27 protein-coding genes, 2 tRNA genes and 1 pseudogene are annotated in these 23,732 nt (G+C 20.9%); 23 read left to right on the top strand and 7 right to left on the bottom strand.

The window, feature by feature from the left end; translation table 11 throughout:
* Positions 1–64: 64 nt before the first annotated feature.
* The 8 genes from holA (at position 65) to GJT80_RS01560 (ending at position 9,546) form a co-directional block, all read left to right on the top strand.
* On the top strand, positions 65–1,081 hold the full coding sequence (holA, locus tag GJT80_RS01595) for a DNA polymerase III subunit delta (RefSeq protein WP_168867643.1): 1,017 nt from the start codon (positions 65–67) through the stop codon (positions 1,079–1,081).
* A 58-nt stretch (positions 1,082–1,139) separates the two neighbouring features.
* Positions 1,140–3,005, top strand: coding sequence for a penicillin-binding protein 2 (mrdA, locus tag GJT80_RS01590; protein WP_168867642.1), 1,866 nt, complete (start codon positions 1,140–1,142; stop codon positions 3,003–3,005).
* A gap of 21 nt (positions 3,006–3,026) precedes the next feature.
* Positions 3,027–4,133, top strand: a complete 1,107-nt coding sequence (gene rodA / locus GJT80_RS01585; protein ID WP_168867641.1) for a rod shape-determining protein RodA — start codon at positions 3,027–3,029, stop codon at positions 4,131–4,133.
* A 72-nt stretch (positions 4,134–4,205) separates the two neighbouring features.
* Positions 4,206–5,297: a 3-phosphoserine/phosphohydroxythreonine transaminase gene (gene serC / locus GJT80_RS01580; protein ID WP_168867640.1), complete on the top strand. Its 1,092-nt coding sequence runs from the start codon at positions 4,206–4,208 to the stop codon at positions 5,295–5,297.
* Positions 5,298–5,342: 45 nt separating this feature from the next.
* On the top strand, positions 5,343–6,632 hold the full coding sequence (aroA, locus tag GJT80_RS01575) for a 3-phosphoshikimate 1-carboxyvinyltransferase (protein WP_168867639.1): 1,290 nt from the start codon (positions 5,343–5,345) through the stop codon (positions 6,630–6,632).
* Positions 6,633–6,886: 254 nt separating this feature from the next.
* Complete coding sequence (rpsA, locus tag GJT80_RS01570; protein ID WP_168867638.1) at positions 6,887–8,542, top strand: 30S ribosomal protein S1; 1,656 nt, start codon at positions 6,887–6,889, stop codon at positions 8,540–8,542.
* Positions 8,543–8,601: 59 nt separating this feature from the next.
* Positions 8,602–8,877: an HU family DNA-binding protein gene (locus GJT80_RS01565; RefSeq protein ID WP_168867637.1), complete on the top strand. Its 276-nt coding sequence runs from the start codon at positions 8,602–8,604 to the stop codon at positions 8,875–8,877.
* Between the two features lie 42 nt (positions 8,878–8,919).
* Entirely contained in the window at positions 8,920–9,546 is a 627-nt protein-coding gene (locus GJT80_RS01560) for an MBL fold metallo-hydrolase (protein ID WP_168867636.1), read from the top strand.
* A 126-nt stretch (positions 9,547–9,672) separates the two neighbouring features.
* On the opposite strand, the gene GJT80_RS01555 is transcribed toward GJT80_RS01560, so the two are convergent.
* The 3 genes from GJT80_RS01555 to rmuC form a co-directional block, all read right to left on the bottom strand.
* Complete coding sequence (locus GJT80_RS01555; RefSeq protein WP_168867635.1) at positions 9,673–10,836, bottom strand: porin; 1,164 nt, start codon at positions 10,834–10,836, stop codon at positions 9,673–9,675.
* A 111-nt stretch (positions 10,837–10,947) separates the two neighbouring features.
* Positions 10,948–12,348, bottom strand: a complete 1,401-nt coding sequence (gene asnS, locus GJT80_RS01550; RefSeq protein WP_168867814.1) for an asparagine--tRNA ligase — start codon at positions 12,346–12,348, stop codon at positions 10,948–10,950.
* 415 nt (positions 12,349–12,763) lie between these two features.
* The gene (rmuC, locus tag GJT80_RS01545; RefSeq protein ID WP_168867634.1) at positions 12,764–14,188 is read right to left on the bottom strand and encodes a DNA recombination protein RmuC; all 1,425 of its coding nucleotides are present in this window, start codon (positions 14,186–14,188) and stop codon (positions 12,764–12,766) included.
* Between the two features lie 130 nt (positions 14,189–14,318).
* Here rmuC and GJT80_RS01540 point away from each other — a divergent pair.
* A tRNA-Ile gene (locus GJT80_RS01540) sits at positions 14,319–14,393 on the top strand.
* 5 nt (positions 14,394–14,398) lie between these two features.
* Positions 14,399–14,471: transfer RNA gene (locus GJT80_RS01535), tRNA-Ala, on the top strand.
* A 9-nt stretch (positions 14,472–14,480) separates the two neighbouring features.
* Here GJT80_RS01535 and GJT80_RS01530 read toward each other — a convergent pair.
* Positions 14,481–14,717, bottom strand: a complete 237-nt coding sequence (locus tag GJT80_RS01530) for an oxidative damage protection protein (protein ID WP_168867633.1) — start codon at positions 14,715–14,717, stop codon at positions 14,481–14,483.
* A gap of 116 nt (positions 14,718–14,833) precedes the next feature.
* Here GJT80_RS01530 and trmB point away from each other — a divergent pair, with 116 nt between their 5' ends.
* On the top strand, positions 14,834–15,517 hold the full coding sequence (gene trmB, locus GJT80_RS01525; protein WP_168867632.1) for a tRNA (guanosine(46)-N7)-methyltransferase TrmB: 684 nt from the start codon (positions 14,834–14,836) through the stop codon (positions 15,515–15,517).
* A gap of 5 nt (positions 15,518–15,522) precedes the next feature.
* Here the strand turns inward: trmB and hemW are convergent, their stop codons facing one another.
* From hemW to ruvX, 3 genes are all read right to left on the bottom strand, one after another.
* Positions 15,523–16,674 (bottom strand): radical SAM family heme chaperone HemW, encoded by a 1,152-nt coding sequence (gene hemW, locus GJT80_RS01520; protein ID WP_168867631.1) that lies wholly within the window; start codon positions 16,672–16,674, stop codon positions 15,523–15,525.
* A gap of 10 nt (positions 16,675–16,684) precedes the next feature.
* Complete coding sequence (locus GJT80_RS01515) at positions 16,685–17,245, bottom strand: YggT family protein (RefSeq protein WP_168867630.1); 561 nt, start codon at positions 17,243–17,245, stop codon at positions 16,685–16,687.
* 192 nt (positions 17,246–17,437) lie between these two features.
* Positions 17,438–17,881: a Holliday junction resolvase RuvX gene (ruvX, locus tag GJT80_RS01510; RefSeq protein ID WP_168867629.1), complete on the bottom strand. Its 444-nt coding sequence runs from the start codon at positions 17,879–17,881 to the stop codon at positions 17,438–17,440.
* 317 nt (positions 17,882–18,198) lie between these two features.
* On the opposite strand from ruvX, the gene rpsJ reads away from it, so the two are divergent.
* The 12 genes and pseudogenes from rpsJ to rplN all read left to right on the top strand — a co-directional run bounded on the left by rpsJ (position 18,199) and on the right by rplN (position 23,715).
* Positions 18,199–18,510: a 30S ribosomal protein S10 gene (gene rpsJ / locus GJT80_RS01505; protein ID WP_168867628.1), complete on the top strand. Its 312-nt coding sequence runs from the start codon at positions 18,199–18,201 to the stop codon at positions 18,508–18,510.
* A 38-nt stretch (positions 18,511–18,548) separates the two neighbouring features.
* A complete protein-coding gene (gene rplC / locus GJT80_RS01500; RefSeq protein ID WP_168867627.1) occupies positions 18,549–19,196 on the top strand; it encodes a 50S ribosomal protein L3 in 648 nt (215 codons plus the stop codon).
* 23 nt (positions 19,197–19,219) lie between these two features.
* Positions 19,220–19,825, top strand: coding sequence for a 50S ribosomal protein L4 (gene rplD, locus GJT80_RS01495; RefSeq protein WP_168867626.1), 606 nt, complete (start codon positions 19,220–19,222; stop codon positions 19,823–19,825).
* Complete coding sequence (gene rplW / locus GJT80_RS01490; protein ID WP_168867625.1) at positions 19,822–20,124, top strand: 50S ribosomal protein L23; 303 nt, start codon at positions 19,822–19,824, stop codon at positions 20,122–20,124. The genes rplD and rplW overlap by 4 nt, the downstream gene beginning before the upstream one ends.
* 19 nt (positions 20,125–20,143) lie before the next feature.
* Complete coding sequence (gene rplB / locus GJT80_RS01485; protein ID WP_168867624.1) at positions 20,144–20,968, top strand: 50S ribosomal protein L2; 825 nt, start codon at positions 20,144–20,146, stop codon at positions 20,966–20,968.
* Between the two features lie 18 nt (positions 20,969–20,986).
* Entirely contained in the window at positions 20,987–21,274 is a 288-nt protein-coding gene (gene rpsS, locus GJT80_RS01480; RefSeq protein ID WP_168867623.1) for a 30S ribosomal protein S19, read from the top strand.
* Positions 21,275–21,300: 26 nt separating this feature from the next.
* Positions 21,301–21,642, top strand: a complete 342-nt coding sequence (gene rplV, locus GJT80_RS01475) for a 50S ribosomal protein L22 (protein ID WP_168867622.1) — start codon at positions 21,301–21,303, stop codon at positions 21,640–21,642.
* Between the two features lie 22 nt (positions 21,643–21,664).
* Positions 21,665–22,369 (top strand): 30S ribosomal protein S3, encoded by a 705-nt coding sequence (gene rpsC / locus GJT80_RS01470; RefSeq protein ID WP_168867621.1) that lies wholly within the window; start codon positions 21,665–21,667, stop codon positions 22,367–22,369.
* Positions 22,370–22,382: 13 nt separating this feature from the next.
* Entirely contained in the window at positions 22,383–22,805 is a 423-nt protein-coding gene (rplP, locus tag GJT80_RS01465; protein ID WP_168867620.1) for a 50S ribosomal protein L16, read from the top strand.
* Positions 22,802–22,981: pseudogene (gene rpmC / locus GJT80_RS01460) on the top strand (50S ribosomal protein L29); the annotation flags it as partial. The gene rplP and the pseudogene rpmC, both read left to right, overlap by 4 nt.
* Before the next feature lie 16 nt (positions 22,982–22,997).
* Entirely contained in the window at positions 22,998–23,252 is a 255-nt protein-coding gene (rpsQ, locus tag GJT80_RS01455) for a 30S ribosomal protein S17 (RefSeq protein ID WP_168867618.1), read from the top strand.
* A gap of 91 nt (positions 23,253–23,343) precedes the next feature.
* On the top strand, positions 23,344–23,715 hold the full coding sequence (rplN, locus tag GJT80_RS01450) for a 50S ribosomal protein L14 (protein ID WP_168867617.1): 372 nt from the start codon (positions 23,344–23,346) through the stop codon (positions 23,713–23,715).
* The last annotated feature ends 17 nt before the right edge of the window (positions 23,716–23,732 follow it).

Here is a 23,732-nt window from a genome sequence, read left to right as displayed (position 1 = left end):
TATTAATGATATTATTAAAATAATTAGAATTATTCAATTTTTAAAATAATAAATAATATTTTTTATGAATCAAATTTTAATAAAAAATATAGATATTGAGATTTATCAAAATAAATATAATTGCTATATATTAGCTGGTAATGAACCTTTTTTTATAAAAAAAACTATTATTACATTACGTAATAAAATGAAAACATTAGGTTTTATAGAATATAATTCTATTATTATAGATAATAATACTGAATGGAATAATATTTTTCATAAGTTTTTAGAAAGAAATATTTTTTATAAAAATGAAATAATAAATTTTATTTTTCTTGATAAAAAAATATTTATTAATTGTAAAAAAAAAATAATTAATCTTTTTAAAATTATTAATATCGATATTATTCTTATTTTAGAAATTCATACAGATATTGCTATTTCTTCTAGTTTTATATTTAAAATCATCAATAATCAATGTATTTTTTTAGGAATATGTAATAAACTAAATAATATTCAATTAATTAATTGGTTATTTATTGAAATTAAAAAATTAAATTTATTATTAAATCATTCTTGTTGTAAATTATTGTGTTATTTATATGAAGATAATTTAACGTTTTTATATCAAACACTTAAGGATATATCTTTATTATATCCTAAAAAAAGTAATATTAATGTAAAATTTATTTTAGATATTACAAATAATTTTTTATTTATAAAATATTATGATTTAATTGATTTAATATTTTTAGAAAAAACACAACATAGTATTAATATAATAAAAAAATTAAAATATGAAGAAATAAGTCCTTATTTAATATTATCTAAAATAGAAAAAAATATTTTTTTACTTTTAATCTTAAAAAGAAATATGAATAAAGATAATTTTTATTATTTATTAAAAAAATCTTTAATACCTAAAAATAGATATTTTATTATAAAAAAAATTTTAAAAAAAATTACTCACAATCAATTATATTTGTCAATTAAATTATTATTAGAAATAGAAATAAATATAAAATCATTTATAATTAATGATTATATAAAAAAATATTTTTGGATAGATTTAGAAAAATTAATTTTGTTATTTTTATAAAAATAATTATTAATTATAAATTTTAGTTTTTTTATTTAAAAAAGGAAATAATTATATAATGACATTAGATTCTAATATTATTCAAAATAATATTAAAAAAACTCAAAAATTTTTTCGAAGAATTATATTATTACTAATAATTATTATATTACTTTTATCTGTTTTATTATTTAATTTATATAATTTACAAATAACAAAATTTAATTTTTATGAAAGAAAAGCTAAAAAAAATTATGTTAAATTATTACCTTTAGAACCTACGAGAGGATTAATTTATGATAGAAACGGAATATTATTAGCTATGAATAAAACTTATTATAAACTAGCTTTTCTACCTTTTCAAAATAAAGATGTTGTAAAAAAAATAATAACGATACGATCTATAATACATATATCTGATAAAAATATTAAGTTTTTTTTAAAAAGATTACAAAAAGATACAATTCATCCAATAATTGTAAAATCAAATTTAACTGATATTGAAGTAGCAAGATTTTTTTTAAATAAATATAAACTTTCAGGTTTTTTTTTACAATCTTATGAAAAAAGATTTTATCCTTATAGTAGAATATGTGCTCATTTTCTTGGATATATGTCAGGAATTAGTGTTGAAGATTTACGTAAATTAATAAAAGAAAAACAAAGAAAAAACTATATTTATAGTCAAAATATCGGTAAATCTGGAGTTGAAAAATATTATGAAAACGTTTTACATGGTATTACTGGATATAAAAAAGTAGAAGTAGATAATAGAAGACATATTATAAGTCAAATTTCTCAAAAAAATCCGTATGCAGGTTATGATATTTTTTTAACTATAGATATTAAATTACAAAGATATATTACATCATTAATACCTCATAATGTGCGTTCTGCTCTTATTGTTTTAAATTCTAAAGATGGTAGTATTTTAGCTATAGTTTCTACACCAAGTTTTAATCCAAATTTATTTTCACGTAAAATTACTTACAACGTTTTAAATCATTTATTAAAAAATAAAAATAAACCATTTATTAATCGTGCTATTCAAGGAATATATCCACCGGCATCAACAGTTAAACCATATATGTCTATAGCTGCTTTGCAATTAGGATTAATAGATGAAAAAACTATTATTTTTGATCCTGGATGGTGGGAAATACCAAAATATCATAAACGTTATAAAGATTGGAAAAAAACAGGACATGGTTATTTAGATCTTATTAAATCATTAGAAGAATCTGCTGATACTTTTTTTTATCAAATAGCTTTTAATATGGGAATTAATAAAATACATCATTGGATGAAAAAATTTGGTTATGGAGAACTTACAGATGTTGATTTAGCTCATGAAAAATTAGGTAATTTACCAACAAAACAATGGAAGTTAAACAATAGACAAGATTCTTGGTATGTAGGAGACACTATATCAGTAGGTATAGGACAGAGTTATTGGTATACAACACCTATACAAATAGCTAAAGCATTAATAATATTAATTAATAATGGAATTGTAAAACAACCTCATATTTTGAAACAGATAAAAATAAATGATAAATATTATCCTTTTAAATCTAAACATTATACTTCAATTAAAAATGTATCTAGTCAATATTGGAAATTAGTAAAAAGAGGAATGTATGGAGTAGCTAATCATAAAAATGGTACTGCCTATAAAAATTTATCATTTGCAAAATATATAATAGCAGCTAAATCTGGTACAGCACAAGTCTATAATTTAAATAATAAAAAAAAATCTAATATTCATGTAATAAAAGATAATTTAAGGGATCATAAACTTATGATAGCTTATACTCCTTATAAAAATCCGCAAATAGCTATTGTAATTATTATTGAAAATAACAAAGATTTAGTAATAGGAGATATTATGAGAAAAATTTTTGATTATATTTTTTCACATGATAAAGATTTTTTAAAAAAATAATATATTTATAAAAATGAAAATATGAAAAATAAAAAATTTTTTAATAATTTTTTTGTTACAAAATTACATATTGATATAATATTATTAATATGTATTATGTTAATTTTATCTTTAAGTATTATAGTTACATGGAGTGCTACTGGAGGAAATGAGTATATATTTCAAAACAAATTAATACAAATATTATTAGGATTTATTATAATGGTAATATTTACTCAAATACCTCCAAAGTATTATGAGAAATATGCATTTATATTATATTTTTTTTGTATTTTTTCATTAATAATTGTGTATATCATAGGACATGTTAGTAAAGGTGCACAAAGATGGTTAGATTTAGGATTTATAAAATTTCAGCCATCAGAAATAATAAAAATAGCCATGCCTTTAGTTTTAGCTAAAATAATAAATAAAAGTATTCATCCTATGTCTCTAAAAACATACTTTCAAATAATGGTTTTAATTATTATTCCTACTATCTTAGTAATTAATGAACCTGATTTAGGAAATGGTGTTTTAATTTTTATTTCTGGATTGTGTATTTTATTCTTATCAGGTTTGTCATGGAAAATTATTATTAATAATTTATTAATAATATTATTATTCATGCCTGTGTTATGGTTTGGATTTATTCATGAATATCAAAAAGAAAGAATTTTAATGTTATTTCATCCTGAAAGTGATCCATTAAATAAAGGATATCATATTATTCAGTCTAAAATAGCTATTGGATCAGGCGGATTGATAGGTAAAGGATGGTTAAATGGCACTCAGAATCAATTAAATTTTTTACCAGAAAAATATACAGATTTTATCTTTGCTGTTTTAGCAGAAGAATTTGGATTTATAGGAGTGGTATTATTAATAATTTTATATACAATATTAATATTTAGAGGAATGACTTTAGCTTTAAAAGCAGAAAATTTTTTTGGAAAAATTATAATTAGTGGTATAATGTCGTCATTATTTTTTTATATTTTTGTTAATATTGGTATGGTTAGTGGTTTATTACCTGTTGTTGGTATACCTTTACCTTTATTTAGTTATGGTGGTTCTTCTCTTATAGTTGTTTTTGCTAGTTTTGGTATTATAATGTCCATTTATACTCATAAAAAAAATTATACCTAAAAAATATACCTAAAAAATATTATTTAAATATAATATATATATTAACAATATTAAATTTTATGGATATTATTAATGAAAAAAATATTCAATTTTAGTCCAGGTCCAGCAATTTTACCTCATCAAGTATTATTAAAAGCACAAAATGAATTAATTAATTGGAATAATTTAAATTTTTCAGTCATGGAAATTAGTCATCGTAGTAAATATTTTATAAATTTAGTTGAAGAATTTGAAAATAATTTACGTATATTAATGAATATACCTAATACATATAAAATATTATTTTTTCAAGGAGGAGCAAGAACACAATTTTCTGCTATTCCAATGAATTTACTTAATTATAATCAAAAAGCTGATTATGTAAATATTGGTTATTGGTCTTATAAAGCAATGGAAGAAGCCAAAAAATATTGTAAACCTAATATTATTCATGTTAGAAAAATAATTAATAATATTTTATATATAAAACCCATTAATGAATGGGTATTAGATAATAAATCAATATATGTTCATTATTGTTCTAATGAAACTATAGAAGGTATAGCTATCAATGAAGATCCTAATCTTAAAAATACAATTGTTGTTGCAGACTTATCTTCTACTATACTTACAAAAAAAATTAATATAGCAAATTATGGGATAATATATGCTAGTACTCAAAAAAATGTTGGTCCGTCTGGATTAACTATTGTAATAATTAGAGATGATTTAATTATTAAAAATAGTTATCGTAAAGAACTACCATCTGTTTTAAATTATAAAATTATTTCTGATAATAATTCAATGTATAATACACCACCAACATTTTCATTATATTTATCTAGTTTAGTTGTCAAATGGTTAAAAAAAAAAGGAGGAATAAAATATATTAGTAAAGTAAATCAAAAAAAAGCAAAATTATTATATTCTACTATAGATAATAGTAAAATATATATAAATAACATATCTATTAAAAATAGATCTCTAACAAATATTGTTTTTAAAATTAATAAAAAAAATATAGAAAATATATTTTTACAAGAAGCAGAAAAACAAGGATTATATTTTCTTAAAGGACATAGTGTCATAGGTGGTATAAGAGCTTCAATATACAATGCTATGCCCCTAGAAGGGGTACAAGCATTAATAAAATTTATGAATAATTTTGAAAAAAAATATACATAAAAATATTAATAACAATATAATTTTCTATAAAAAGAATAATTTATTATGAAAAATATTTTAACTTTAAATCCTATTAATAAAATTAATGGTTGTATTCAATTGCCAGGATCCAAAAGTATTTCTAATAGGGCATTATTATTATCTGCATTATCAAAAGGACACACTAGATTAATTAATTTATTAAATAGTGATGATATTAATTATATGCTTAATGCATTAAAATTATTAGGTATTAAATATTACTTATCTAGTAATAATACTATTTGTGATATTATAGGAAATAATGAATTTTTCAAATGTAATAAAAAATTAACATTGTTTTTAGGAAATGCAGGAACAGTTATAAGACCATTAACTGCTCTTTTATCTTTAAATAAAAATTGTAATATTACATTAACTGGTGAACCCCGTATGTTAGAAAGACCCATTGGACATCTTGTTGAATCTTTACGTATGGGTGGTGCTAAAATAGAATATTTAAATAATAAAAATTATCCTCCTATTCATTTAAAAGGAGGTTTTACTGGAATAAATAATATTGAGATAGATGGATCAATATCTAGTCAATTTTTAACATCATTATTAATGATTAGTCCTTTATTAAAAATAAATACATCAATTTTTATAAAAAATACTTTAGTTTCTAAACCATATATTGATGTAACAATTAAATTAATGAAAATTTTTGGTGTAACTGTATATAATAATAATTATAATAATTTTATTATTAATGGTAACCAAAATTATTTTTCTCCTGGAGAATATATAATTGAAGGAGATGCATCATCTGCTTCTTATTTTTTAGCAGCAGCTGCTATTAAAGGAGGAAAAATTAAATTAATTAATATTAATAAAAAAAGTATCCAAGGAGATATTAAATTTATTGATGTACTAAAATATATGGGCGCAAAAATACATAATGGAAAAAATTATATTTCTTGTTCTCGTAATCAATTAAATTCTATTAATATGGATATGAATCATATTCCTGATGCCGCTATGACTATAGCAGTAACTAGCTTGTTTGCTAATGGTATAACTACTATTAAAAATATTTACAATTGGCGTGTTAAAGAAACTGATCGTATTTCTGCTATGGTTACCGAATTACGTAAAACTGGAGCTTTTATAATAGAAGGTCAAGATTTTATTACTATAATTCCTCCAAAAAATATACAAAGTACTATCATTGAAACTTATAATGATCACAGAATAGCAATGTGTTTTTCGTTATTATCACTATCTAATAAACCAGTAAGTATTATCAATCCTAATTGTATTAGTAAAACATATCCTAATTATTTTGAAGATTTTAAAAAAATTAGTTATTATTAAATAATAATTTAGAACATTTCTTACTCATATAATTAAAAAAATTAAATTACAAATTAATCATTATATGTATAGTTGCAGTTAAATAATATTAATGTTAGATTTAAATAAATATATAAATATATATAATATATTTTAATATTTTTTTCTATAATTCTAATTAACTTCTCATAATATGGATTATATGAGTTTTTTAAAAAAATAATACTTAATAGGATTTAAGTGGATATTTATTTTATATAGTTAAAGTTATCAATATGACTGAATGTTTTGCTCAATTATTTGAAAAATCTTTAAAAAGTAATATTAATATAGGTTCTATAATTACTGGAATTATAATTTCTATTGAAAAAGATATGGTATTGGTAGATGCTGGTTTAAAATCAGAATCTTATATTCCTATAGAACAATTTAAAAATTCTCAAGGTAATATTGAAATTAAAATAGGAGATAAAATAGATGTTGCATTAGATGCTATAGAAGATGGATTTGGAGAAACTATATTATCTAGAGAAAAAGCTAAAAGACATGAATCATGGTTAATATTAGAAAAATCATATAATAATATTAGTAACATTACTGGTATTATTACTGGTAAAGTCAAAGGAGGTTTTACTGTTGATTTAAATGGAATTAGAGCTTTTTTACCTGGTTCTTTAGTCGATATTAGACCAATAAGAGATACTTTTCATTTAGAAGGGAAAGAATTAGATTTTAAAGTTATTAAATTAGATCAGAAACGTAATAACGTAGTTGTTTCTAGAAAAGCAGTAATAGAATCTGAAAATAGTGCTGAAAGAAATCAATTATTAGATAATTTACATGAAGGTATAAAAATTAAAGGATTAGTTAAAAATCTTACTGATTATGGTGCGTTTGTAGATTTAGGTGGAGTTGATGGATTATTGCATATTACTGATATGGCATGGAAAAGAGTAAAACATCCTAGCGAAATTGTTAATATAGGGGAAGAAATTTTTGTAAAAGTATTAAAATTTGATAGAGAAAAAATTAGGGTTTCATTAGGATTAAAACAATTAGGAGAAGATCCTTGGATATCTATTTCTCAACGTTATCCTGAAAATCAAAAAGCATTAGGAAGAGTAACTAATTTAACAGACTATGGATGTTTTGTTGAAATAGAAGAAGGAGTTGAAGGATTAGTACATATATCTGAAATGGATTGGACTAATAAAAATATTCATCCTTCAAAAGTAGTGAATGTTAATGATAAAGTAGAAGTTATGGTATTAGATATTGATGAAGAAAGAAGAAGAATTTCTTTAGGACTAAAACAATGTACTATTAATCCATGGCTAGAGTTTTCAAAAAACCATCATAAAGGAGATAAAGTTAAAGGTAAGATAAAATCTATAACAGATTTTGGTATTTTTATTGGTTTAAGTGGAGGTATTGATGGTTTAGTTCATTTATCTGATTTGTCTTGGATTAATAATGGTGAAGAAGAAGTACATAATTATAAAAAAGGGAACGAAATTACAGCTGTAGTTCTTCAAGTAGACTCTGAAAGAGAAAGAATATCTTTAGGGATTAAACAATTAAAAGATGATCCATTAAATAATTATATTATAGCACAAAAAAAAGGTTATATTATTAATGGTATTATTACTAATGTTGATCCTAAAATAATAACTATAAAATTTTCAGATGGTATATTAGGTAATATAAAATTATCTGATCAAGTAAATTGTAAAATTGAAAATTTTATGAAATATTTTAAGGAAAACAATAGTATTGAAGGTAAAATAATTAATATTGATAGAAAAAATAGATTAGTAAATCTTACTTTAAAAATTAAAGAAGTAGAAAAAAAAATTTTTAAGAAAAATAAAAAAGAATCATCTTTTGATAATGCTATGACAGAAGCTTTTAAAGCGGCAAAATGCGAATAAAATTTTATTTTAATAAAAAACTATATCAAAAATTTTTAATATAAAAATGGTGTATATTAATGAATAACTCTGAATTAATTAATAAATTAATATCAGAAAACAAAAATAATAAAATTCCGACTAATATTATTAAAAATGTAGTAAGAGAAATATTATATTATATGAATATAAATCTTTCTCAAGGACATAAAATAGAAATTAGAGGTTTTGGAAGTTTTTCTTTATATTATAAAGCTTCAAGAATATGTCTACATCCTAAAACTGGTAATGTATTAAAATTAAAATCTCAATATATCACATATTTTAAACCAGGAAAACAATTAGAGATAAAATAAATATTAAATAAATTTATAATATATATTATTTTATAATACATAATGAATTATATAATTATACCCGTAACAGATTTTTATCAGAATTGTTGTATAATATGGTGTCCTATTACTTTACATGCAGCAGTAATTGATCCTGGTGGAGAACACTATAAAATTATAGATAATATTATTAAATATAATTTATCTTTAAAAAAAATATTAATAACTCATGGACATTTAGATCATATTGGTTCTGCATATATATTATCTAATATATATAAAATACCTATTTTAGGACCTCATAAAAAAGATGATTTTTGGATAAAAAATATTGAATTTCAAAAAAATATTTTTCAATTACCTAATTGTGTTTTTAAAAATAATCAATGGTTAAAAAATAACGATCAAATTACAATAGGTAATATCTTACTAACTGTATATCATTGTCCAGGTCATACTCCTGGACATATAGTATTTTTTAATAGATCAAATAATATTTTATTATCAGGAGATATAATTTTTAAAAAAAGTATTGGTAGAACTGATTTTCCATTAAGTAATTATAATATTTTATTATACTCGATAAAAAATAAAATAATAACATTAGGCAATAATGTTATTATTATTCCGGGACACGGATCTATAACTACTATAGGATCTGAAATATCAAATAATCCTTTTTTAAAATAAAATTTTTATTTTTAATGAAATAAATAAAATAAAATACTAACTAACTATCTATCTATCTATTAATAATATTTAGATAGTTAATTAATATTTATAAATTTTTTAAAAATAAAAAATTAATTACTTTAATTAAAAATGATATGTTAATCCACAACCTACCATATCATCATGTGGTATATAAGTACTTACTACATAATCTGTAAGATTTAAAAAATTAATTTTATAGCCTACATAAGCTAAGAAATTTTTACCTAAAGAATATGTAGTGCCAATAGTTAAATATTTAGCTAAATCAATTCTTCCAGCAGGATAATCAATTCCAGCAGGTATATTATACCCTTGCGATTGTAAATAAGATATTGAAGCTTTTACATTATCATTAAAAGTGTATTGACCTAAAATTTCTAAGCTTTTAGTTTGATTAGCTAATAAAATATTATTATTAGCAATATATTTCATTGAATGATTAGTTTCACTAAAAACTGTTGATAAATAAATATTTTCTTTATTATATTTTATACCTAATGCATAAGCATTAGCATTATCATTAGATATTTTTTTATCATCAGGTTCAATTTTAATCTTTTTATTTTTCTCATCTTTATCAAGAAAAAATTTATGAAATAATGATTTATTATGAATACTAGGAGTTCTATAAGAAGAAAAATAAGATCCAATAATATTGATTCCAAAACCTAAATTATATTCAATTGATGATCCCCATCCTTCACCATTTTGTTCTATTTTTTTAGAAAAATCATTATTTCCTTGATATTGTAAAGCAACATTTAATCCATTTACTAATCCAAAAAAATTTTTATTTCTATATGTTATTAAATTATTTGCTCTACCAAACATAAAATTATCATTAAAATAATATATTCCATCATTTAAAACAGGAAATTTATTTATATATGAAATAGTATCGTATAATATACCATAATTTCTACCATAACTTATAGTTGTATTATAGTATTGCAAACCTAAAAATCCTAAATGTATTATAGGATAATTAGTTTGAGATTCAGTTTTATTTATTTTTATAGTATATTCAAACTGTCCAAATGCTTTCAAATCACTATTAATTTTTGTTGTGCCTTTTAAACCTAAATCAAAATTATATTGTCTATTATGTTTAACTGGTTTATTATTTTTTTTAGCAAAAACATCATAAACGTTTAAATTACCATATAAATCTAATGTATGATCTTTTTTATCATAAATTTCATTAGCATATACAGTATTAAATAATAATAAAAATGGTATTAATAATTTCAATATATTAAATTTCATAATTATCCTCAATAATACATTATTTATAATATTTTTAATTATTTATATATAATATTACTTTATTTTTTTATTTCAGAAAACTAATTTTAACATTATTTATAATTCTTTCAATTAAAACTTAGCATTATATGGAGTTCTTGGAAAAGGAATAACATCTTTAATATTACACGATCCTGTAATATATGCTATAAACCTTTCAAAACCCAAACCAAAACCAGAATGTATAACAGTTCCGTATTTTCTTAAATCACGATACCACCAATAATCTTTCTTATTTAATTTTAATTCATTAATTCTATTATCTAATATATTAATTCTATGTTCTCGTTGAGAACCACCTATAATCTCTCCTATATCTGGAAATAAAACATCCATAGAAGAAACTGTTTTTTTATCTTTATTAAGATACATATAAAAAGCTTTTATTTCTTTTGGATAATTATATACAATTACTGGTGCATCAAAATAATCATTAGTTAAATATTTTTCATGTTCTATAGATAAATCTTTACCCCATAAAATTTGATTATTAAATTTTTTTTTATTTCTTATTAAAATATTAATAGCATTAGTATAATCAATAATTATAAATTTATTTTTAATAATTTTATTGATTTTATCAAATAAATTAATGTTATTTTTTTTTGATAAAAAATTAATTTCATCTATATGATTATTTAAAATTTTTTTACATAAATATTTTAATAATTTTTCTGCTAAACGCATAATAATTTTTAAATTTGCAAATGACATTTCTATTTCTAACATCCAAAATTCAGCTAAATGACGATTAGTATTAGAATTTTCTGCCCGAAAAGTAGGGCCAAAAGTATATACTTTAGACATAGAACACGCATATGATTCTAGATTTAATTGTCCAGATACAGTTAAAAAAGCTTCTTTACCAAAGAAATCATTTTTAAAATCTATTTTTTTTTCTTTATTTAAAGATAAATTTTTAGAATTAAGAGTAGAAACTCTAAACATTTTTCCTGAACCTTCAGTATCTAAAGTAGTAATCAATGGAGTATTTATCCAAAAAAAATTATTTTTATGAAAAAAATTATGAATATATAAAAATATATTATGTTTTATTCTGGTAATGCTGCTGATTAATTTAGTACGTGAACGTAAATGAGATACTTCTCTTAAATATTCTAAACTATGTTTTTTAGGTGAAATAGGATATTTCTCAGGATTTTTAACCCATCCTAATATTTTTATCTGTGAAGCACATATTTCATATTTTTGTAATTTTTTAGGAGATTTTAATAATTTTCCTGTAACTGTTAAAGAACAACCACTGGTTACTAATAATATTTCTTTTTTATAATTATCTAATGATGAATATGCTATTATTTGAATATCATTAATATTTGAACCATCATATAAACTAATAAAAGCTATTCCTGCTTTAGAAATTCTTTTTGTACGAACCCATCCACTTATAGTTATTTCACTATTAATTTTAATTTTATCTTTTATTAATTGAGAGATACTAGAAACTAAAATCATAATTTTTCTCTTTATTTAAATATTTTTTTATAAGACTAAAATCTATAAAAATTAAATTTTAAAATATTACAAATATTTATTATATTATTTTTTCTTTTTTCAAATAATAAAAAAAGAATTATTTTCTATTAAAAATAATTTTTAAAATTAATTTAATATTATTTATTTAGTTTTTTAAAATGGAGAAATAATTTTTAATTAAAAATTAAAAATATTATAGTAATATAAAAATATAAATATAAATAAATTTAATGTTAATTGAATATTAAATTTAAATAATAAATCTTTATAAAAATTTACTATTTAATAATAAATTTAATTTTACTCAGAACAAATATTCTTTTATTTCTAAAAAAATATAATAAATATTATTCAATATTCTTTTTCTTATAAAAAAAGATAAAAAATGATATTAATCGTTTTCTATATATTTTTTACTTATTTTATTAACTACTTCAATACCTAAATTTCTAAAATTTTCTGCTTGAGAAATAATATTACCTTTTCCTGTAAATAATTTTTTTTTTACTGAATTATAATTATCTTGTAATTTATTTAAACTTTTTTCAATATTATATATATCGTCTATAAAAAGTCTAATTTTATCATATAATTTTGCAGCTTTATTAGCTATAATTAAAGAGTTTTTATTTTGTTTGTCAAAACGCCATAAATTACTAATAGTTCTAAGAGTAACCATTAATGTTGTTGGACTAACTAACATAATATTTTGTTTTAATGCTTCATTTAGTAATGAAGGTTTATAACCTATAGCTATTAAAAATGCAGGTTCTATAGGAATGAACATAATAATATAATCTAATGATTTCATATTAGGTAAATTTTGATAATTTTTACTACTTAATAAACGCAAATGATTTCTAATAGCTAAAATATGTTCATCTAAAGCTTTATTTTTCATTTTATTATCATCAGAATTAAAATAACGTTCATAAGCTACTAAAGTCATTTTAGAATCAATTATTATATTTTTATTATGAGGTAATTTTATTATTATATCGGGTTGTATTTTTTTTTGTTTATCTTTTAATCTAATAATTTTTTGAATTTCATATTCATGTCCTTTTCTTAATCCTGATGATTCTAATATTTTATTTAAAATTAGTTCACCCCAATTTCCTTGAATTTTATTATTCCCTTTTAAAGCATTTGTTAAATTAATTGCTTCTTGAGAAAGATGATTATTTAATTTTTGTAAAGTACGTAATTCATAAGTTAATATATTTCTTTCAGAAGATTCTTGATTTAAATTATTTTGAAGTTGATTTTTAAAATCATTTAATTCATTTTTTAGTGGATTAATTATATTTTTTATATTTTTATTATTATTTTCATTAATACGTTTTTCATTGTTTTCAAATATTTTATTAGCTAAATTTATAAATTCAGAATTTAAATATTTTTTATTTTTCGTTATTAATATATCTTTTTTTTCAGAATAAATAATTGAGTCTTGTAATTGAGTTTTAACTTTACTTATTTCAGATTTTAAATCAGATATAATTTCTAATTGATTTAAAATTTGTATTTTTAAATCATTATTTTCTAATTTTAAAAATTTTAAGTTATTATTTTTTTCTATTGTAAGAACTAATTGAATTTCTAATTTTTTTAAATTATTATTTAAATAATCTTTTAAATGTAAATTTTTTTTTAATTTAATATGTAATTTGATATTTTCTTTTATTTTGTGTTCTAAAGTTTTTTCAGTAATTTTAATTTTTAAGTTTAATTTATTAACTTTTTTTATATATAAAAATATAAAACTAAAAAGTAATACAAATTCTAAAAATATAAATATATTATAATATAACATATAATCTTATTTCATATAATAAATAAATAATAATTATTTTATAATAAATGAAATAAATATTTTTTTAAAATAATTAAAATATTTTATTTGACTTTTGATATAAATATGAATAAATTATTTAATAGTTAATAGGCTTGTAGCTCAGATGGTTTAGAGCACACCCCTGATAAGGGTGAGGTCGGTGGTTCAAATCCACTCAAGCCTAAAAAAGGGGCTATAGCTCAGATGGTAGAGCATCTGCTTTGCACGCAGAGGGTCAGCGGTTCGATCCCGCTTAGCTCCAATAAGTTTATCAATGTTTCATAAAAAGAAAATATATCATATTTTTTTTTAAAAAATTGAAATGTTTTTCATTTATCATATTTAAATTATTTTCATTAATTAATTTAGTTTGTTTAATTAACCATTGATTCCATGCTTCTTGAGATATTTGATTAAAAATAATTTCACCTATGTATTCAGGATATATATGATAATCTAATCCTTTCATTTCGCATTGGTAAAATATACAAAAAATTTTTCTAGACATATAAAATATTTCCAAATATGGGATTTTATTATTTTATTTAATATAATTTAAATTATTTAATTAAATTTAAAAAAAAATTTACTATATAATATATAAATATAACAAAAATCATTAAAATGAAAAATAATATTAAAAGTTTTATTTGTCGTTATAGAAAATTAAGTCAATTACAAAAAAAAATATTAGAAAAATATTCATGTATATTTAATATTAAATTTCAAACAATTCCTATAAATTTTCATTTAATATTTCATAATAATTTACCTGTTATAATTGATATTGGTTTTGGAACAGGAGAATTACTTATTAATATTGCTATGAATAATCCTCAATACAATTTTATTGGTATTGAAGTATATATACCAGGAATAATTCATTGTTTGAAAAACATTAGTATAAATAAAATAAAAAATTTAAAATTAATTAATTATAATGCTGTAGATGTTTTACAAAAAATGATTCCTCATAACTTAATAAAATTAATTCAAATATATTTTCCTGATCCTTGGCCAAAACTAAAACATAAAAAAAGGAGATTATTAAATAATCATTTTCTAAAACAAATATTTTTGTTATTACAAAATAAAGGAATATTATATATTAATACAGATGATACACAATATAAAGACAACATAATAATTAATATTAATAATATTAATTATAATAATTATATTATTCCATCAAATAAATTTAAAAAAATATATAAAAATTTTCATAATTTGCTGTCAACTAAATTTTCGAATAAAGCAAAAAAAAAAAATAGACAAATATGGATTTTAGAATATACAAAAATTAGTTAATTTAACTAAATAAAGATTTCCAATAAATTATTTAAAAATAAATAACCTTTTTTAGTAATTATTAAATAATTTTTATTATGTTTCATATATCCTAATTTTATTGATTTTTCTATATTAGAATTGATAGAATTTATTTTTATTCCTGTAGTTAAAGTAAAATCTTTTTTAGAAATTTTTTCAAATAAACGAAATCTATTTAAAAAAAATTCTAATATTTTATCACAATCTTTAACTTTTTTATGAGTAAATAAATAATTGCCATCCATATATTTTATAATATTATTATTTTTAATAGTACGAATAATACTACCATCATTCATAGTAAATTTTCCATGAGCAGAACAACCTATACCAATATAATCTCCAAAATTCCAATAATTTAAATTATGTTTACATTTAAAAATATCTTCTTTTACAAAAGAAGATATTTCATAATTTATATATCCATATTCTTTTAAAATTTTTTTTCCTTCTTTAAAAATTTTCCATAAAGTATTAAATTTTGGTAAATTTATTGGTTTATATTTATTAAAAATTGTATTTGGTTCTATTGTAAGTTGATACCATGATATATGCTTAGGATTAAATAATAATGTTTGGTATAAATCATTTTTTGCTTCTTTTAAAGATTGTCCTGGTATACCATACATTAAATCTATATTAAAATTTATAAAACCATTATCAATTACTGTGTTAATAGAATTAATGGCATCTTGAGCGGAATGAATTCTTCCTAACAATTTTAAACTAATATCATGAAAACTTTGAACACCTATAGAAACACGATTAATGCCACTTTTTTTATATTCTAAAATATTTTTTTTATTAATAGATGAAGGATTTGTTTCTATAGTAATTTCAGCTGATTTTTTTATATATACTTTTTTATTTATTTCATTTAATAAATAATCAATTAATTTTCCATTTATTAAACTAGGTGTTCCTCCACCAAAAAAGATACTTTTAATATAAATATATTTTTCTTTTAAAAAAAACAAATCATTTTCTAAATCAAATAATAAATTATTTATATATTTTTTTTTTATATTTTCACTAGAATTATTATTAGAAATAATCAAAGAATAAAAATCACAATAAGGACATTTTTTTAAACACCAAGGAATATGAATATATAAACTATAATATTTTTTTTTCATATGTTATAAATTATATTGTTGACCAAAATGAAGGAAACATATCTTGACCTAGATAATATAATAAATATAAAAAAATACTGAGTATAAAAGGTGACATATCAATATTATAAATAGGTGAAATAAATTTTTTTATAGGTTCTAGAAATTGATCTGTTAATTCATTTAATACAATATCAAAATCATTGTAATTTCTATTAAACCAACTAAATATAGAACGTATTGTAACTAACCAAAATAACAAATATCCAAAAGATTTTAATAAAGCTATAAAACCTATAATAATATACATTATAAATGATATACAAGGTGGATAATCTTTTTGAAAATATCTTAACAGAGGATATTTTATTATACATACAATTATTAATATAATAAATGATGATAATTCAAAATTTTTTATATCAGGAATAAATAGTTTTATTGGTTTAATAATAGGTTGTGATATTATATTAATAAATTGTGTGAAATAATTATAAGTATTACTTATAACTAAAAAAATCCAGACTCTCAATAATAATATAATAATAGTAATTTCACATATACTCTTAGCTAAAAACATTAATGTTAACATAGATTCCTCAAAATAATGAATATTTATATTAATAAAATTATATTATAGAATTATGTTACTAAACAATAATATTGCTTATAAATATTCATATTTAGTAATATATTTTTAAATAAAATATTAATCAAATATAATTTTATTTTTTTATTTTATTAGTAGAATTTATTATTTAATTGTATTTAATAACAAATATTATTAATAATATTTGTTATTATTTTCAAACCAACTTTGAAGAATAACTGATGCTGATACAGAATTTACGTCATTTTTTTTTAACATTTTCCATCCTCCAGTTGTAAATAAAATGTTTTTAGCTTCAATAGTACTTAAACGTTCGTCATGTAATTCTACATCTATATTAAATTTATTTTTGATTAAATATGCAAATTTTTTAGTTAATATTGTAGTATTTTGTTCACTACCATTCATATTTAATGGTAATCCTACTATTATTTTTTTAGGTTTCCAATATTTTATTATTTTTTTAAATTTATTCCAATTAGGTTTACCTTTTTTATTATTTTTTATTTTTTTTAATGTATGTGCTATACCAATAATAGTATGTCCAATCGCTACACCTATGTTTTTAGTTCCGTAATCAAAAGCTAACAAAGTTATATTTTTTCTATTTAAAAACATATTTTAATAATTTTTAATTTTAAATTATCTAATTTAATTATTATATAAATATTTATTAAAATTATTAATAAGAATAATATATTTGTTAAAAAAATTTAATAAAATTCTTTTTCTTAAATATATTATTTTTTAAAATTTTATAAATTAAATATATTGCTTTCTATATATTTTATCAGTCATAATGTATTATTATGTCATGATAATTTTATAAATAATAAACATTATAAATATTATAATATCACATAGGTCCTCTCAAAGCTATTTTAAAGTTTGTTGAAGGTTATTTTAATTTTTTAATTAGAGGCTCTGGTCTAATAATGCAGAACCAAAGAATCCGTATTCGTCTGAAAGCTTTTGATCATCGTTTAATAGACCAATCAACTACTGAAATTGTTGAAACTGCTAAACGTACTGGTGCACAGGTACGTGGTCCTATACCTTTACCTACACAAAAAGAACGTTTTACAATTTTAATTTCTCCTCATGTTAATAAAGACGCTCGTGATCAATATGAAATTCGAACTCATAAACGTTTAGTTGATATTATACAGCCTACAGAAAAAACTGTAGATGCATTAATGCGTTTAGATTTAGCAGCTGGTGTAGATGTACAAATTAGCTTAGGTTAATTAATACTATTTTAAATATTATGTAAGGTTATATAATCATGATTAATTTAATTGGTAAAAAATTAGGTATGACTCGTATTTTTACTGAAGATGGAATATCTATTCCTATAACAGTAATAAAATTTGAATCTATTAGTGTTACACAAATAAAAACTGTTATAAATGATGGTTATAATGCTATTCAAATGACAACTGGTACAAAAAAAGTTAGTCATATAAATAAAGCTGAAGCAGGTCATTTTGCTAAAGCAAAAACTTCAGCTGGATATATATTATGGGAACATCGTTTTTTTTCTAATAATCAAAATACATTTTATATAGGTCAAAATATAACAATTGAAGTTTTTAATAAAATAAAAAAAGTAGATATAACTGGTATCTCTAAAGGAAAAGGTTTTTCAGGAACTGTTAAAAGATGGAATTTTAAAACTCAAGATGCCAGTCACGGTAATTCATTGTCTCATAGAGTACCTGGATCTATTGGACAAAATCAAACTCCAGGAAAAGTTTTTAAAGGTAAGAAAATGGCTGGTCAATTAGGAAATCAAAAAGTTACAATCCAAAATTTGGATATAATTAAATTAAATATAAAAAAAAATTTATTATTAATTAAAGGAGCTATTCCTGGATTTTCTGGAAGTAATGTTATTGTTAAACCTGCTATTAAAACTTATCTTAAAAGTTAAAAATTTAACTTTCAGGAATAAAAATGGAAATTATAACAAAAGATACAAAAAATACAGTAATATTATCAGATAATATTTTTAATAAACATTATAATAGATCTTTAATACATCAGGTATTAGAATCTTATAGAACAATTGGTAGACAAGGAACTAAAGCACAAAAAACAAGAGGGGAAGTTAAAGGATCTGGGAAAAAACCATGGAGACAAAAAGGTACAGGAAAAGCTAGAGCAGGTTCAGCTCAAAGTCCTATTTGGCGTTCTGGTGGTGTAACTTTTGCAGCTAAAAATAAAATATATTACAAAAAAATTAATAGAAAAATGTATCGTAATGCATTAAAAAGTATTTTTTCAGAACTTATTAGAAAAGATAGAATAATTTTGTTAAGTGATTTTATTATAGAAAAACCTAAAACTAAAATCTTAGTAGATAAATTAAAAAATTTTATTTTTAAAAAAGCAACTATTATTACTGTTTCTATAGATAATAATTTATTTTTAGCATCTCGTAATCTATATTATATACAAATAAAAAATTCAATGAATATTGATCCAGTTAGTTTAATTAATAATGATAAAGTTATTATTACTATAAACGCAATTAAACATATAGAGGAAATATTAACATGATTTTAACAGAAAATTCTTTTAAAATTTTAGAATCTCCTCATGTATCTGAAAAATCTTCTTTAGCAATAGAAAAAAGAAATACTTTTACTATTAAAGTATTAAAAAAAGCGACTAAAAAAGATATTAAAACAGCCATTCAAAAAATTTTTAATATTAAAGTTAAAAATATAAATACTTTAATAGTAAAAGGAAAAACAAAAAAAAATAAAAATTATAAATATCATCGTAATAATTGGAAAAAAGCATATATTTCTTTACAAAAAGGTCAAAATATAGATTTTAATATAAATAAAAATTAATATAATAAAAAGTGTAAATATGACAATTATTAAGTGTAAACCTACATCTCCTGGTAGAAGACATATGATTAAAGTAGTTAATCCATTTTTGTATAAAGGAAAACCACTTAAATCTAAAATTGAAAAAAAAAATAAATCTGGTGGGCGTAATAATCATGGACATATAACAACTAGACATATTGGAGGTGGACATAAAAGATTATATCGTATTATAGATTTTAAAAGAAATAAAGATTCTGTTTCAGGAATTGTTGAACGTATTGAATATGATCCTAATCGTTCTGCAAATATTGCATTAATTAAATATAAAGATGGAGAAAAACGTTATATAATATCACCTAAAAATTTGAAAATAGGGGATATTATTCAATCAGGAACTAATGTAGATATAAAAATAGGTAATTCATTACCAATGAATAATATTCCCATAGGATCTATTATACATAATATAGAAATGAGACCAGGAAAGGGAGGACAAATAGCTCGAGCTGCTGGAACATATGTACAATTAATAGCTAAAGAAGGTTTTTATGTTACTTTACGTTTAAGATCTGGAGAAATAAGAAAAATTTCATCTAATTGTAGAGCAACATTAGGAGAAATTGGAAATAATGAACACATGTTAAAATCTTTAGGAAAAGCTGGAGTTAAAAGATGGATGGGAATTAGACCTACTGTAAGAGGTACTGCAATGAATCCTATAGATCATCCACATGGTGGAGGAGAAGGTAAAAATTTTGGTAAACATCCGGTAACTCCATGGGGAGTCCAAACTAAAGGTAAAAAAACCAGAAAAAATAAACGAACAAATAAATATATTATTCGTAATCGTAGTAATAAATAATAAAAAAGGTAATTTTATATGTCTCGTTCTTTAAAAAAAGGTCCTTTTATCGATTATCATTTATTTAAAAAAGTAGAAAAAGCAATAGAACAAAGTTCTAAAAAACCATTAAAAACCTGGTCAAGAAGATCTACTATATTTCCTAATATGATTGGTTTAACAATAGCTGTCCATAATGGACGTCAACATATTCCGGTTTTTATTTCAGATGAAATGGTAGGACATAAATTAGGTGAATTTTCTCCAACTCGTACTTATAGAGGACACAGTGCTGATAAAAAAATTAAAAAAACAATAAAAAAATAAATATTTAATTTTATTAAAGGATAAAAATGGAAGTTTTAGCAAAACATCTATATTCACGATCTTCTGCTCGAAAACTAAGATTAATTGCTAATCTTATAAGAGGAAAACAAATATCAAAAGCTTTAGATATTTTAAATTTTTCTAATAAAAAAGCATCTATTCTTATTAAAAAAGTATTAAATTCTGCTATATCTAACGCAGAAAATAATAATGGTATGGATATTGATAATTTAAAAATATCAAAAATTTTTATAGATATAGGATCTAATATGAAACGTATTATGCCTCGTGCTAAAGGACGTTCAGATCGTATTTTTAAATATACAAGTCATATAACTATAATTGTATCTGATGATAATATTAATTAATTAAGATAAGGAAATATAAATAATGGGTCAAAAAACACATCCTAATGGTTTAAGATTAGGAATTATTCAAACATGGAATTCTACTTGGTTTGCTAATACAAAAGACTTTGCAAATAATTTGTATAGTGATTTTAAAGTAAGAAAATTTTTAAATAAAAAATTAATAAAAGCATCAGTCTCTCGTATTACAATTGAAAGACCTTCTAAAAGTATTAGAGTAACAATACATACATCTAGACCAGGTATAGTCATAGGTAAAAAGGGTGAAGATGTAGAAAAACTTAGAAAAATGATTTTTAAAATTTCTGGAGTACCTACACAAGTTAATATTACTGAAATCCGTAAACCAGAATTAGAAGCTAAATTAGTTGCTGATAATATTTCGATACAATTAGAAAAAAGGGTTATGTTTAGAAGAGTTATAAAAAGAGCCGTACAAAATTCAATGAGATTAGGAGCATTAGGAGTTAAAGTAGAAGTTAGCGGACGTTTAGGAGGAACTGAAATAGCTCGTACAGAATGGTATAGAGAAGGTCGTGTACCATTACATACCTTACGTGCTAACATTGATTATAGCTTAGCAGAAGCTAATACTACTTATGGAATAATTGGAATTAAAGTCTGGATTTTCAAAGGAGAAATATTAGGTAATATTATTGATTATAATCAAAAATTAAATAAGATAATTTTAAATTCTAAAAAACAACGTACTAGAGGAAGAAAATAAAAGAGGATTTTATATGTTACAACCAAAACGTACAAAATTCAGGAAAATGCATAAGGGTAGAAATAAGGGAATTGTTGTAGGAATGAATATTGATTTTGGCTCTTATGCATTAAAAGCAGTTCATAGAGGAAGAATTACTGCAAGACAAATAGAATCAGCAAGGAGAGCTATTAGTAGATCTATGAAAAGACAAGGTAAAATTTGGATTAGAATTTTCCCTGATAAACCCATAACAGAAAAGCCATTAGAAGTTCGTATGGGAAAAGGTAAAGGTAATGTAGAATATTGGGTAGCATTAGTACAACCTGGAAGAATATTATATGAAATAGATGGTATATCAGAAAAATTAGCTCAAAAAGCCTTTAAATTAGGATCGGCAAAATTACCAGTAAAAACAATTTTTTTAAATAAAAAAAATATAATACAAATATTATGAATACAAATGAATTATTAAAAAAAAATCATAAAGAATTAAATAAAGAATTACTTAGTTTATTTAAAGAACAATTTAATTTAAAAATACAATTAAAATCAGGAAATCTTAAGCAAACTCATTTGTTAAAACAGTCTAAAAAAAATATAGCTAAAATTAAAACAATTTTATCACAAAAAAAAGAGATTATGAATAATGCAAAACAAAAAAAAAATTTTAAAAGGAAAAGTTACAAGTAACAAGATGAATAAAACTATTGTAGTACATATTAATAGATTTATAAAACATCCAATTTACGGAAAATTTATAAAAAAAACAACAAAACTACATGTTCATGATGAAAAAAATACATGTAATATAGGTGATTTTATTGAAATAAAAGAATGCAGACCATTGTCAAAAACTAAATCTTGGATTTTAGTAAATATTCTTAAAAAAGTAATAGTTTAAAATGTATTTTTTCATAAATTTTAATCAATTAATATTAATTATTAATTATTAATTTTTCACAAAAAATTTATTATTCACTAAAAAGATAATTATGATACAGGAACATACTATATTAAATGTTGCAGATAATTCTGGAGCTCGTAGAGTAATGTGTATTAAAGTATTAGGAGGTTCACGCCGTCGTTATGCTAATATTGGGGATATAATTAAAATAACTATAAAAGAAGCTATACCAAAAGGTAAAGTCAAAAAAGGTGATGTATTAAAAGCTGTTATAGTAAGAACTAAAAGAGGAATACGTCGTTTAGACGGTTCAGTTATCCGTTTTGATAATAATGCATGTGTATTATTGAATGATACTAATGAACAATTAATAGGAACAAGAGTTTTTGGTCCTGTTACCAGAGAATTAAGAAATGAAAAATTTATGAAAATCATTTCATTAGCTCCAGAAGTAATTTAAATAGGATGGTAGAAAAT

This window comes from Enterobacteriaceae endosymbiont of Plateumaris braccata (assembly GCF_012563325.1).
Classification (GTDB): Bacteria; Pseudomonadota; Gammaproteobacteria; order Enterobacterales; family Enterobacteriaceae.
This window is presented reverse-complemented; position numbering and strand designations above follow the sequence as displayed.